Origin of the sequence: Rhodanobacter sp. IGA1.0 (assembly GCF_040208325.1) — a bacterium.
Classification (GTDB): Bacteria; Pseudomonadota; Gammaproteobacteria; order Xanthomonadales; family Rhodanobacteraceae; genus Rhodanobacter; species Rhodanobacter spathiphylli.
In genome coordinates this window covers 1,976,049-1,988,286 of sequence record NZ_CP157948.1, presented here as the reverse complement: position 1 = coordinate 1,988,286, position 12,238 = coordinate 1,976,049, and the positions used below count along the sequence as shown (strand labels likewise).

Genomic DNA, 12,238 nt, shown 5'->3' with positions numbered 1-12,238 from the left:
CTCACTCGCCCAGCTTGGTGATCTCGGGGTTCGAGGTCAGGTCGCGCTTGCTGCGCTGCTTGTCCAGCGGTTCGCCGGTGACCTGGAACCAGATGTTCTCGGCGATGTTGGTGGCGTGGTCGCCGATGCGCTCGATGTTCTTGGCCATGAACAACAGGTGGGTGCACGGCGTGATGTTGCGCGGGTCTTCCATCATGTAGGTCAGCAGCTGGCGGAAGTAGCCGGTATAGGCTTCGTCGAGCACCACGTCGTTCTTCCACACCTGGTAGGCGCGTTCGACGTCGCGGTCGCTGTAGGCCGCCAGCACTTCGCGCACTTCCTCGGCGGCCAGCCTGGCCAGGTGGTTCAGGCCGTGGACCGGGGCGACCGGCGCCACCATCGACAGCGGAATCGAGCGCTTCGCCACGTTGGCGGCGTAATCGCCGATGCGCTCGATGTCCGACGCAATCCGCAGCGCGGCATATACGTTGCGCAGGTCGCCGGCCATCGGTGCCCGCAACGCCAGCAGGCGCACCACGTCGTGGCCGATCTCCTGCTCCAGCTGGTCGATGGCCTCGTCGTTGCCGACCACCCGCTGGGCGGCGCGCTCGTCGCGGCGCTCCAGCACGTCGATGGCCGCTTCAAGCTGGGTCACCGACAGCTCGCCCATGCGCACGATCTCGCCGGTCAGCCGGGCCAGCTCGCTGTCGTAACTCTTGATGATGTGGTCGGTGCCGGTGTTCATGGTTGCCTCGTTGTCTTGTTCCCTTCTCCCCTCGGGAGAAGGTGCCCGAAGGGCGGATGAGGGTTCGGGCGGGGCGTGGCGCCGCGGCTTCGCCCGTACGCTCACCCCAACCTCTCCCCGAGCGAGAGGGGCCTGGATCAGCCAAACCGCCCGGTGATGTAATCCTCGGTCTGCTTCTTGCCCGGCTTGGTGAAGATCTTCTCGGTGCGGTCGTACTCGATCAGCTCGCCCAGGTACATGAAGGCGGTCTGGTCGGAAACGCGCGCGGCCTGCTGCATGTTGTGGGTGACGATGACGATGGTGAACTGGCTTTTCAGTTCCTCCACCAGTTGTTCGATGCGGCCGGTGGCGATCGGATCCAGCGCCGAGGTGGGTTCGTCCAGCAACAGCACTTCGGGCTTCAGGGCGATCGCGCGGGCGATGCACAGGCGCTGCTGCTGGCCGCCGGAGAGGCCGAGCGCGTTCTGCTTGAGCTTGTCCTTCACCTCGTCCCACAGCGCAGCGTTGCGCAGTGCCTGTTCGACCCGGCCTTCCATGTCCTTGCGCGACAGCTTCTCGTGGTGGCGGATGCCGTAGGCCACGTTCTCGAAGATCGTCATCGGGAACGGCACCGGCTTCTGGAACACCATGCCGACCTTGCTGCGCAGGCGGTTCATCGAATAGCGCGGATCGAGGATGTTGTCGCCGTCCAGCAGGATCTCGCCCTTCGCCTCCAGCTTCGGATAGATCGCGTAGATGCGGTTGAAGATGCGCAGCAGGGTGGATTTGCCGCAGCCGGACGGGCCGATGATCGCGGTGACCTGCTTTTCCGGGATGTCCATGTTGATGCCTTTCAGCGCATGGAAGCCGTTGTAGTAGAAGTGCAGGTCGCGCACGGTGATCTTGGGCGCCACCGTCGCTGCGGGCGCCACCGGCACCGGGTTCGTGGCGAGGGCGGAATCAGTCATGGGACACCTTGGTGCGGGAAAGGATCAGGCGCGAGGCCAGGCTCAGCAGCAGCACGAACATGGTGATCACGAACGCGCCGGCCCAGGCCAGGGCATGCATCGCGTCGCCCGGGTCATTGGCGTACTGGTAGATGATCTGCGGCAGGCTGGACATCTTCTCCAGCGGGTTGACTGCCATGTAGTTGTTGCCGAACGCGGTGAACAGCAGCGGGGCGGTCTCGCCGCTGATGCGGGCCAGCGCCAGCAGCACGCCGGTGATGATGCCCGAGCGGGCGGCGCGGATCAGGATCTGCAAGGTCAGCTTCCACTGCGGCACGCCCAGCGACAGCGCCGCTTCGCGCAGGGTGGATGGCACCAGCCGCAGCATCTCGTCGGTGGTGCGCACGATCACCGGCAGCGCGATCAGCGCCAGCGCCACGCCGCCGGCGAAACCCGAGAAACTGGTCGAGCCGTGGGTGAGGGCGGTGCTGGGCAGCACGATGATGGTGTAGACGAACAGGCCCATCACGATCGACGGTGCCGACAGCAGGATGTCATTGAGGAAGCGGATCGACTCGCCCAGCTTGGTGCGGTTCGCGTATTCGGCCAGCCAGGTTCCGGCCAGCACGCCGATCGGCGTGGCGATGCCGATGCCGATGAAGTTGATCACCAGGCTGCCGACCATTGAGTTCAGCAGGCCGCCGTCCTCGCCATAGGCCGTGATTTTCGTGAACAGTTTCAGGTCCAGGGCGCCGACGCCCTGGCGCAGGGTTTCCCACAATATCCATGCCAGGAAGGCCAGGCCGACCAGGGTGGCCAGCAGGCTCAGCGCCATCGCCAGCGCGTTGGCGATGCGGCGGCGCAGGTACAGGGTGTTCATCAGCGCCCCTCCTTGCTGGCCAGGCGTCGCAACATCAGGCGCGCGATCAGCAGCACGATGAAGGTGACCACGAACAGCAGGAAGGCCAGCGCCATCAGCGAGGACTTCTGCAGGCCCGCCGCTTCGCTGAACTGGTTGGCGATGGTCGAGGCGATCGAGGTGCCCGGGTCGAGCAGCGACGCCGACAGCTGCATCGCGTTGCCCAGCACGAAGGTCACCGCCATCGTCTCGCCCAGCGCGCGGCCGAGGCCGAGGAAGATGCCGCCAATCACCGCCGAGCGGGTGTACGGCAGCACGATGTCCCACGACACCTCCCAGGTGCTGGAGCCCAGCGCATAGGCCGACTCCTTCAGCCGGGTCGGTACGGTCTGGAACACTTCGCGCATCACCGAGGAGATGAACGGGATGATCATGATCGCCAGCACGATGCCGGCGACCAGGATGCTGGCGCCGAACGGGTAGTCGCTGCCGAACAGCTTGCCCACGAAGGGCACGTGTTCGGCCACCCACGACAGCTTGCCGTCGTCGGGCTTGTTGCCGAGGTTGTTGGTCAGCCACGGCTTGATGTGTTCGGCGAAGAAGGGGGCGAAGATGAAAAGCCCCCACATGCCGTAGATGATCGAGGGAATGCCGGCCAGCAGCTCGATCGCCGAGGCGATCGGCGTGCGCAGCCAGGTCGGCGCGACTTCGGACAGATAGACGGCGATGCCGAAGCTGACCGGTACGGCGATCAGCAACGCGATGAAGGAGGTGGCGAGGGTGCCGTAGACGGGCACCAGCGCACCGTAGACGTCATTGCCCGGGTCCCATTCCGAGCTGACCAGGAAGTGCCAGCCAAACGTGGCGAATGCCTCGCGGCCACCCCACAGCGTGGCGCCGGCGGCACCGAGCAGGGCCGCCAGCACGATCAGCGCGCAGCCCTTCAGCAGCCAGCGAAACAGCCGCTCGTGACGGGCGTCGCGACGGCTGCGCTGTTCCAGGATGTCGGGGGTGGAGGCAATGGTCATGCGGGACTCTGCGAATGAACTCGTGAACCTCGCCCCTCCCGCTCACCCTGAGCGTAGACCCCGAGGATCGAAGTCGAAGGCTGCCCTTCGACTTCGCTGCTCGGGGTGAGCGGGAGGGGTGGCGGCTTCGATCAAGCCATCAATGCTTGAACTCGGAAGCCCAGTATGCCTCGATCCTGCTGACCAGCGCGGCCGGCAGCGGCACGTAGTCGAGTTCGCTGGCCGCCGGCTGGCCATGCTCCAGCGCGTACTTGAAGAAGTCAAAGGCGACCTTGGTGTTGCCGGCATTCTTCGGCGACTTGTACATGATCATCCAGGTGGTGGCAGTGATCGGCCACGCCTGTTCGCCCGGTGCATTGGTCATGATCAGGTTGAAGTCGCGGGCAGAGGCCCAGTCGGCCGTGGCGGCAGCGGCAGCGAAGGCATCGGCGCTCGGCTTCATGAAGTTGCCGCTGGCGTTCTTCAGGTCGACCCAGGCGAGCTTGTTCTTCACCGCATACGCGTACTCGACGTAGCCGATCGAGCCCTTGATCTGGCGCACGTACTGAGAGACACCTTCATTGCCCTTGCCGCCCACGCCGGTCGGCCATTCAACGGCGGTGCCGAACTTGACCTTGCTGGCCCACTCCGGGCTGACCTTGGACAGGTAGTTGGTGAAGTTGAACGAGGTGCCCGAACCGTCCGAACGATGCACCACGGTGATCTTGCCGGCCGGCAGGGCCAGGCCCGCGTTCAGCGCGGCGATCTTCGGATCGTTCCAGTTGGTGATCTTGCCCAGGAAGATGTCGGCCAGGGTGGCGCCGTCCAGCTTGACCTGGTCCGCCTGCACGCCGGCAATGTTGACCACCGGCACGATGCCGCCGACCACGATCGGGAACTGGCCCAGGCCGTACTTCTGCAGGTCTTCCGCCTTCATCGGGGCGTCGGACGCGCCGAAGTCGATGGTGCCTTCCTTGATCTGCGCAATGCCGGCACCGGAGCCCACCGACTGGTAGTTGAGGCGGTTGCCGGTCTTCCCGGCATAGGCGGCCGACCACTTGGACATGACCGGGTAGACGAAGCTGGAGCCGGCGCCGGTGATGTCGGTGGCCTGCGCGGCGGCTGCGCCGAAAGTCGAGGCCACGGCCAGCGTGGCGACGGCAGCGAATCGGACAGGTAAGTTGCGGATGGTCAACACGGTAGCTCCTATCGAGTGAGGTCGGATGCGACCCCGCCATTTCAGGCTCTTCGTGTTGCCATTGGATGAAATGAATGTTTCAGGAAGATGACATGCTGTCATTTGGAACGCGGAACGGGTAACGAGAGCGAAAGCGGCGATGCGCTGCCGTTCCCCGTTCCCCGCTCTCGCCTCAGCCCACGCCAAGCCCGACATGCGCCTGCTCGAACAGCTCCAGCTGGCGCCAGCGGTTGACCACGCTGCAGAACAGCTCGGCGGTGCGTTCGGTGTCGTAGACGGCGGAATGGGCTTCGCGGCTGTCGAACGCATGACCGGCGGCGAGCACCGCCTTGCTCAGCACGGTCTGGCCGTAGGCAAGTCCGCCCAGGCTGACCGTGTCGAAGCAGCTGAACGGGTGGAACGGGTTGCGCTTGTGTCCGCAGCGTTTCACCGCCTGATTGAGGAAACCCAGGTCGAACGCGGCGTTGTGGCCCACCAGGATCGCCCGCTGGCAGCCGGCCTCGCGCACCGCTTCGCGCACCACATGAAAGATGTGATCCAGCGCCTGCCGCTCGGCCAGTGCGCCGCGCAGCGGATTGGTCGGATCGATGCCGGTGATCTCCAGCGAACGCGGGTCGAGGTTGGCGCCGGGGAAGGGCTCGACGTGCGTGGATACCGTAGGCTGCCGCTGCAGGAAGCCGTCCGCATCCATGCACAGGGGCACGGCGGCGATTTCCAGCAGTGCATCATGTTCGGCGTCAAAGCCGCCGGTTTCCACGTCGACCACCACCGGCAGAAAGCCGCGGAACCGGTCGGCCATGCGTGGCGTGGCGCTGTTGTTGGGAATTTCCATCGGCGAAGCATATCAGTCGTGCCGCGCGGCATGAGGCAGCGGAGCAAGGCCTGGCTGTCATGGTGCTGTCATGAAAGCGGCATTCAACAGTAAAAATCGCTGGGCAAACTTGTTAACGAATCGCTGGCCGGCCATCGGGATCGAGGGGGCGATCGAGATTTTCCCATCAACTTTCGGAGTAATGACATGCGTTCCAAATTGATTGCGGTAGCGATCGCAGCTGGCCTGGGCGTCAGCAGCTTCACGGCCGCCGCGGCGCCGCAGCGGACGACCCCGGCCGCCAGCAGCAGCGAAATCGAACTCCTCAAGGCCCAGTTGAGCGCGTTGCAGGCCAAGGTGGACGAACTGGAACAGCGCACCGACGCGCAATCCGAGATCAATGTCAGCACGGGCCAGGCGGTGGAGAAGGCCACCAGCGTGACGGCCGCCAGCGACAAGAAGTTCGCGGCGCTGGAAAAGGCGGTCAACAACACCACGCTGTCCGGCAGAATGTACTTCGATGTCACCAGCATCGATCAGAAGAACAGCGATACCGGCAAGACCAATGCGTCCGGCCTCGGCATCGACGTGAAGCGCTTCTACCTCGGCGTCGACCACAAGTTCAACGACATCTGGTCGATGAACCTGACCACCGACTTCAACTACGTCAGCAACGACGGCGAAACCAACCTTTTCGTCAAGAAGGCGTATGTGCAGGGCAAGTTCGACCAGGCTGCGGTGTTCCGCATCGGTTCGGCCGACATGCCGTGGATTCCGTTCGTCGAGAACTATTACGGACTCCGCTACGTGGAACCCACCACGACCGACCGCCTGAAGTACGCCAACTCGGCGGACTGGGGTCTGCACGTGGGCGGCGACATCGGTGCCGGCAAGTCGCTCAACTACGCGGTGTCCGTGGTCAACGGCAACGGCTACAAGAACCCGGGCCGCAGCAAGGGTGTGGATGTCGAGGGACGTGTGGGCTTCGTGCCGTTCGAGAACATGGTCGTGGCCGTCGGTGGCTACAGTGGCCACCGTGGTCAGGAAACCCAGTTGACCGATGCGCAGAACACCGCCCAGCGCGGCGATCTGCTGGTGGCGTACGCCAGCGACGCGTTCCGTCTGGGCGCCGAGTACTTCACCGCCAAGAACTGGAACAACGTGCTGACCACGTCGACGGACAAGGCCGACGGCTACTCGGTGTGGGGCAGCGTAGCGATCGCCGATGGCGTCAACCTGTTTGCCCGCTACGACAATGCCAAGCTCAGCAAGACCTTGGACAGCGCCAACAAGGACGTCTACTACAACGCCGGCGTCGAATTCCAGGTGACCAAGGGCTTCAAGCTCGCCGGCGTGTGGAAGCACGAAAAGGCGGACAAGTCGGTCGGTACGCCGGCCCCGCTGCACGTGCAGAACGTGAAGACCAACGAGATCGGCGTGTTCGGCGAGGTGCGCTTCTAAAACTGTCACAGGGCCGTGGCATGCTGCGGCCCTGCGGACGGCGACGAGCGCCGGGGACAACGCAAGGGTTATCGCAAGGGAGTTCCACCCAGGGAAGGAAAACGGCGGGCTTTGCCCGCCGTTTGCTTTTCCGTCGAGCGAAGACCCGCGGTCAGCGGCGATCCAGCGTGGAGCCGGTCAGCAGGCCGCGCGCCAGCATGCTGCACTGGCGCCGGTACAGCAGCAGTTGCCACTGGCGTCCGCCCAGTTGCCGCCACAGCACCGCCGAACGCACCGCGGCGAGCAGGTTGGTGCGAACCTTTTCCACCACGCTTGGCAACTGCAGCTGTTGCGGGTTGCCGCTGACCATCACCCTCGGGTTGAGGATCGACAGGGTGGAGGCGTACAGCTCGGCCAGCCGGCTGTTGACCTGGCTGGAATCCTGGCCGAAGTGCTCGACCTGCCGCTGCGCGGCAATGATGCCCTGCTGCAGTTTCTCCAGCAGGTCCGGACGTGCGGCCAGGCTGCGCTCCAGCCGCATCACGGTGACGGTCATGCGGGTGACCGCCATGTCGCGGCCGGTTTCGTCGAGCTGGGCGATCAGCGTGCGCAGGCCGAGCCGCACGTTCGCGGCGTCGCCGTAAACGGCGACCACGGAAGGCGCATCGATGCGGAACACGCTGGCCACGCTGGCTTCCATCGCGCCCTCGTCGCAACGCCCGTCATTGGCCAGTTGCTGGGCCAGCGCGCAGGCCTGGAACAAGCCGGCCAAGGCAAGCACGCGCTCTTCGGTCATGGAAAAAGTTTCAAGCACGGGTTGGAGCCACTCTTGCGGGGGGAGGGGAGGCGAACGCCGGCAGCAGGCCGCCGTAGGCTGCGTCGGTGGCGGCGATCACCGCGCCGCCGAGGCAGACCTCGCCATCGTAGAGGACGACCGATTGTCCGGGGGTGACGGCGCGCTGGGCTTCGTCGAAGCTGATGTCCAGGCCGCCCGTGGTCACGCTGACCGTGCAGGCCTGGTCGGTCTGTCGATAACGGGTGCGTGCGGTGCAACGAAACTCGTGCGCAGGCGCATGCCCATCGACCCAGGTCGCGGCTTCCGAGCGCAAACGCCGCGAATGCAGCCAGCGGTTCTCGCCGCCCTGGGCGACATACAGCACGTTCGCCGCCACGTCCTTGCCGACCACGTACCAGGGCTCGCTGCCGGCGCCATGGCGTCCGCCGATGCCCAGCCCGTTGCGCTGACCCAGGGTGTAATACATCACCCCGTCGTGTTCGCCGATCAACTCGCCGTCCGGGCTGCGTATCTCGCCGGGGCGGGCCGGTATGTATTGCGACAGGAACCCGCGGAAGTCGCGCTCGCCGATGAAGCAGATGCCGGTGGAGTCCTTCTTGGCGTGGGTGGGCAGGCCGGCCTCGCGGGCCAGCTCACGCACGCGGGGCTTTTCCAGGTCGCCCAGCGGGAACAGCGTGGCAGCCAGTTGCTGCTGGCCCAGCGCATGCAGGAAATAGCTCTGGTCCTTGGCCGCGTCCACCGCACGCAGCAGGCGGTAACGACCGTCCACGCAGTCGACCCGGGCGTAGTGTCCGGTGGCGATCTTTGCGGCGCCCAGCGCATGCGCTTCGTCGAGAAAGGTCTTGAACTTGATCTCGCGATTGCACAGCACGTCGGGGTTCGGCGTGCGCCCGGCACGATACTCGGCCAGGAAATGCTCGAACACGCCATCCCAGTATTCGCCGGCGAAGTTGCGCGCGTGGAACGGAATGCCCAGCCGCCCGCACACCGCCACGGCGTCCTTGCGGTCGGCATCGGTGGTGCAGGGGCCGGAGCGCTCGTCCTCTTCCCAGTTCTGCATGAACAGGCCCTCGACCTCGTAGCCGGCCTGCTGCAGCAGCAAGGCGGCCACCGACGAGTCGACGCCGCCGGAAATGCCCAGCATCACCTTCACGACGGCTCGCCCTCGGGCAGGTGGCTCAGGGCTTCCAGCGGCAACCGCTGGCCGCCCAGCCACAGGTCGATGCTGTGCAGGATCATCGGGCTGCGCAGGCACTCGCCCAGCGCGGCGATCTCGTCGCGGGTCAGCCACAGCGCGCGGCGGATGTCGGTGTCCAGCGGGCGGTCGGGATCATGGCTGACCGCGCGCGCGGCGAAGCTGAAGCGGATCACCGCGTCGCCATGCTCGGTGCTGCGCCACTGATGCACGCCGATCAGGTGCTGCAGTTCCACCGTCCAGCCGGTTTCCTCCAGGGTTTCGCGCAGGGCCGCCGCGGCGAGGCTTTCGTGGTCGTCCAGGTGGCCGGCCGGCTGGTTGTAGACCAGTCGCCCGGCCACTTCTTCCTCCACCATCAGATAGCGTTCGCCCCTGGCCACCACACAGGCCACGGTGACGTGCGGACGCCAGATGTCGGAGCTGGGGGAGGAATCGGCCATGGACAGGCAATACCGGGGTGGAAAAGTGCCCATTGTGCCATCACCTCTGCTGACGCACCGTTGCGGCAGGGACGCATCCGCCGCGGCGTATACTTCGAACCAGAGAAACGACCCTGACCAACATGGCCCACGAACCCGAACATGAGCACGACAGCGGCCGCGGCCTGGCGCTGGAAACCGCGAAACCCGAGGTGGCGCGGCCTCCGCTGTTCCAGGTGCTGCTGCTGAACGACGACTTCACTCCGATGGATTTCGTGGTCGAGGTGCTGCGCAGCTTCTTCAACCTCGACCAGGAACAGGCGGTGCAGGTGATGCTGCACGTGCATACCCGCGGGCGTGGCGTCTGCGGCGTCTTCACCCGCGAGGTGGCGGAAACCAAGGTTACCCACGTCAACGAATATTCACGCTCCCATCAGCACCCGTTGTTGTGCACTATGGAAAAGCTCTGAGCGACCCCATTTCGTGCTCATTGCGGCGTTGAAGGCCGCTCCCACTGCAAAGCGGAGACGATCCGAATGTTCAGCAAGGATCTGGAAGTCACCATCGGCCATTGCTACAAGCAGGCCCGCGAACAACGCCACGAGTTCATGACGGTCGAGCACCTGTTGCTCGCTCTCACCGAAAACCAGTCCGCGCTCGGCGCCCTGCGCGCCTGCGGCGTGGACCTGCCGCGCCTGTCGGCCGACCTGGAGCGCATCATCGGCGAAACGGTGCCGGTGCTGCCGGCGGGCGACGAGCGCGACACGCAACCCACGCTGGGCTTCCAGCGCGTGCTGCAACGGGCGGTCTATCACGTGCAATCCTCCGGGCGGAAGGAGGTCACCGGCGCGAACGTGCTGGTGGCGATCTTCGGCGAAAAGGATTCGCACGCGGTGTATTTCATGCACCAGCAGGAGATCACCCGGCTCGACGTGGTCAACTACATCTCGCACGGCATCGCCAAGATCGGCGACGAGCCGGCTGCCGGCGTGGCCGGCGGCGAGCGCGAGGGCGAGGAGGGCGGCGAGCCGAAGGGCAACCCGCTGCAGGAATTCGCCAGCAACCTCAACGAGCTGGCGCTGGAAGGCAAGATCGACCCGCTGATCGGCCGCACCGACGAGATCGAGCGCACCATCCAGGTGCTGTGCCGCCGGCGCAAGAACAACCCGCTGTACGTGGGCGAGGCCGGCGTGGGCAAGACCGCGCTGGCCGAGGGCCTGGCCAAGCGCATCGTCGACGGCGAAGTGCCCGAGGTGCTGGAAGACGCCACCATCTGGTCGCTGGACCTGGGCGCGCTGGTGGCCGGCACCAAGTACCGCGGTGATTTCGAGAAACGCCTGAAGGGTGTGATCGCGCAGCTGAAGAAGCAGCCGGGCGCGATCCTGTTCATCGACGAGATCCACACCATTATCGGTGCCGGTTCGGCGTCGGGTGGCACCATGGACGCGTCGAACCTGATCAAGCCGATGCTGGCTTCGGGCGAACTGCGCTGCATCGGTTCGACCACGTTCCAGGAATACCGGGGCGTGTTCGAGAAGGATCGCGCGCTGGCCCGCCGCTTCCAGAAGATCGACGTGGTCGAGCCCACCGTGGCCGACAGCATCGAGATCCTCAAGGGCCTGCGCTCGCGCTTCGAGGAACATCACCACGTGGCCTATACCAACGAGGCGCTGAAGGCCGCAGTGGACCTGTCGGTCAAGCACATTCCCGACCGGCTGCTGCCGGACAAGGCGATCGACGTGATCGACGAGGCCGGCGCGCGCCAGCGGCTGCTGCCGGAGGAACAGCGCACCGGCACGGTGGACGTCAGCGAGGTCGAGTACATCGTGGCCAAGATGGCGCGCATTCCGGCCAAGCAGGTGTCCGCCTCCGACCGCGACGTGCTGCGCAACCTCGAGCGCAACCTGAAGATGGTCGTGTTCGGCCAGGACCAGGCGATCGAGGCGCTGTCCGCATCGATCAAGATGGCCCGTTCGGGGCTGGCCGACCCGTCCAAGCCGATCGGCTGCTTCCTGCTGGCCGGTCCCACCGGGGTGGGCAAGACCGAGGTGACCAGGCAGCTGGCGATGCAGTTGGGCATCGAGATGATCCGCTTCGACATGTCCGAATACATGGAAGGCCATTCGGTGTCGCGCCTGGTGGGCGCGCCTCCGGGCTACGTCGGTTTCGACCAGGGCGGCCTGCTGACCGAGGCGGTGACCAAGCATCCGCACGCGGTGCTGCTGCTGGACGAGATCGAGAAGGCGCATCCGGACGTGTTCAACATCCTGTTGCAGGTGATGGACCGTGGCGTGCTGACCGACACCAACGGACGCGAGGCGAACTTCAAGAACGTGGTGGTGGTGATGACCACCAACGCCGGCGCGGCGATCGCGGCACGGCGCAGCATGGGCTTCGTCGAGCAGAAGCACGAATCGGACGCGATGGAAGTGATCCGCCGCATCTTCACCCCGGAGTTCCGCAACCGGCTGGACGCGATCATCCAGTTCGGCGCGCTGGATTTCGAGCACATCCTGCGCGTGGTGGACAAGTTCCTGATCGAACTGGAAACCCAGCTGACCGAGAAGCGGGTGAGCCTGGACGTGGACGCCGACGCCCGCCGCTGGCTGGCCGAGCACGGTTTCGATCCGCAGATGGGCGCACGCCCGATGGCGCGGGTGATCCAGGAGAAGGTGAAGCGTGCGCTGGCCGACGAGCTGCTGTTCGGCAAGCTGGCCGAAGGCGGCGTGGTGCGGCTGAGCGTGGCCGACGGCGAGCTGAAGGTCGATTGCCAAGCGGCCGAGCAGGTGCCGGTGGTGGTCGAGTAAACCGGGCTGCAAGCCCGGATGCAAGGCAAAGCAAAGGCGGCGCATTGCGCCGCCTT

Annotated in this window: 12 protein-coding genes; 3 read left to right on the top strand and 9 right to left on the bottom strand. The window is 65.5% G+C overall.

The features are described from left to right. Window position 1 precedes the first annotated feature (1 nt). The 6 genes from phoU to rnt all read right to left on the bottom strand — a co-directional run bounded on the left by phoU (window position 2) and on the right by rnt (window position 5,546). Window positions 2–724: a phosphate signaling complex protein PhoU gene (gene phoU / locus ABNK63_RS08945; RefSeq protein ID WP_007808978.1), complete on the bottom strand. Its 723-nt coding sequence runs from the start codon at window positions 722–724 to the stop codon at window positions 2–4. 137 nt (window positions 725–861) lie between these two features. After that, complete coding sequence (pstB, locus tag ABNK63_RS08940) at window positions 862–1,671, bottom strand: phosphate ABC transporter ATP-binding protein PstB (protein WP_007808976.1); 810 nt, start codon at window positions 1,669–1,671, stop codon at window positions 862–864. Continuing rightward, window positions 1,664–2,530: a phosphate ABC transporter permease PstA gene (gene pstA / locus ABNK63_RS08935; RefSeq protein ID WP_007808974.1), complete on the bottom strand. Its 867-nt coding sequence runs from the start codon at window positions 2,528–2,530 to the stop codon at window positions 1,664–1,666. The genes pstB and pstA overlap by 8 nt, the downstream gene beginning before the upstream one ends. Beyond that, window positions 2,530–3,537: a phosphate ABC transporter permease subunit PstC gene (gene pstC, locus ABNK63_RS08930; protein WP_350015423.1), complete on the bottom strand. Its 1,008-nt coding sequence runs from the start codon at window positions 3,535–3,537 to the stop codon at window positions 2,530–2,532. The genes pstA and pstC overlap by 1 nt, the downstream gene beginning before the upstream one ends. A 139-nt stretch (window positions 3,538–3,676) precedes the next feature. Then, on the bottom strand, window positions 3,677–4,711 hold the full coding sequence (pstS, locus tag ABNK63_RS08925) for a phosphate ABC transporter substrate-binding protein PstS (RefSeq protein WP_350017202.1): 1,035 nt from the start codon (window positions 4,709–4,711) through the stop codon (window positions 3,677–3,679). A 175-nt stretch (window positions 4,712–4,886) separates the two neighbouring features. Further along, window positions 4,887–5,546: a ribonuclease T gene (gene rnt / locus ABNK63_RS08920; protein WP_007808968.1), complete on the bottom strand. Its 660-nt coding sequence runs from the start codon at window positions 5,544–5,546 to the stop codon at window positions 4,887–4,889. Between the two features lie 186 nt (window positions 5,547–5,732). Here rnt and ABNK63_RS08915 point away from each other — a divergent pair, with 186 nt between their 5' ends. Continuing rightward, window positions 5,733–6,986: a porin gene (locus tag ABNK63_RS08915; protein WP_350015422.1), complete on the top strand. Its 1,254-nt coding sequence runs from the start codon at window positions 5,733–5,735 to the stop codon at window positions 6,984–6,986. 151 nt (window positions 6,987–7,137) lie between these two features. Here the strand turns inward: ABNK63_RS08915 and hflD are convergent, their stop codons facing one another. The 3 genes from hflD to ABNK63_RS08900 are packed head-to-tail and all read right to left on the bottom strand — an operon-like array spanning window position 7,138 to window position 9,396. Continuing rightward, window positions 7,138–7,761 (bottom strand): high frequency lysogenization protein HflD, encoded by a 624-nt coding sequence (gene hflD, locus ABNK63_RS08910; RefSeq protein WP_007808964.1) that lies wholly within the window; start codon window positions 7,759–7,761, stop codon window positions 7,138–7,140. Window positions 7,762–7,771: 10 nt separating this feature from the next. After that, a complete protein-coding gene (gene mnmA / locus ABNK63_RS08905; protein WP_350015421.1) occupies window positions 7,772–8,914 on the bottom strand; it encodes a tRNA 2-thiouridine(34) synthase MnmA in 1,143 nt (380 codons plus the stop codon). Next, window positions 8,911–9,396, bottom strand: coding sequence for an NUDIX hydrolase (locus ABNK63_RS08900; RefSeq protein WP_350015420.1), 486 nt, complete (start codon window positions 9,394–9,396; stop codon window positions 8,911–8,913). Before ABNK63_RS08900 ends, mnmA begins: the two co-directional genes overlap by 4 nt. A 122-nt stretch (window positions 9,397–9,518) precedes the next feature. Here ABNK63_RS08900 and clpS point away from each other — a divergent pair, with 122 nt between their 5' ends. Further along, window positions 9,519–9,845, top strand: coding sequence for an ATP-dependent Clp protease adapter ClpS (gene clpS, locus ABNK63_RS08895; protein ID WP_007808959.1), 327 nt, complete (start codon window positions 9,519–9,521; stop codon window positions 9,843–9,845). 66 nt (window positions 9,846–9,911) lie between these two features. Then, the gene (gene clpA, locus ABNK63_RS08890) at window positions 9,912–12,182 is read left to right on the top strand and encodes an ATP-dependent Clp protease ATP-binding subunit ClpA (protein ID WP_007808957.1); all 2,271 of its coding nucleotides are present in this window, start codon (window positions 9,912–9,914) and stop codon (window positions 12,180–12,182) included. Window positions 12,183–12,238 lie beyond the last annotated feature (56 nt).

Bases quoted from the DNA above. Each gene is read 5' to 3' on its own strand.
- pstC (WP_350015423.1), bottom strand. From the start codon at position 3,537: ATGACCATTGCCTCCACCCCCGACATCCTGGAACAGCGCAGCCGTCGC.
- hflD (WP_007808964.1), bottom strand. From the start codon at position 7,761: ATGACCGAAGAGCGCGTGCTTGCCTTGGCCGGCTTGTTCCAGGCCTGC.
- clpA (WP_007808957.1), top strand. From the start codon at position 9,912: ATGTTCAGCAAGGATCTGGAAGTCACCATCGGCCATTGCTACAAGCAG.
- pstB (WP_007808976.1), bottom strand. From the start codon at position 1,671: ATGACTGATTCCGCCCTCGCCACGAACCCGGTGCCGGTGGCGCCCGCA.
- pstA (WP_007808974.1), bottom strand. From the start codon at position 2,530: ATGAACACCCTGTACCTGCGCCGCCGCATCGCCAACGCGCTGGCGATG.
- ABNK63_RS08915 (WP_350015422.1), top strand. From the start codon at position 5,733: ATGCGTTCCAAATTGATTGCGGTAGCGATCGCAGCTGGCCTGGGCGTC.
- ABNK63_RS08900 (WP_350015420.1), bottom strand. From the start codon at position 9,396: ATGGCCGATTCCTCCCCCAGCTCCGACATCTGGCGTCCGCACGTCACC.
- clpS (WP_007808959.1), top strand. From the start codon at position 9,519: ATGGCCCACGAACCCGAACATGAGCACGACAGCGGCCGCGGCCTGGCG.
- phoU (WP_007808978.1), bottom strand. From the start codon at position 724: ATGAACACCGGCACCGACCACATCATCAAGAGTTACGACAGCGAGCTG.
- rnt (WP_007808968.1), bottom strand. From the start codon at position 5,546: ATGGAAATTCCCAACAACAGCGCCACGCCACGCATGGCCGACCGGTTC.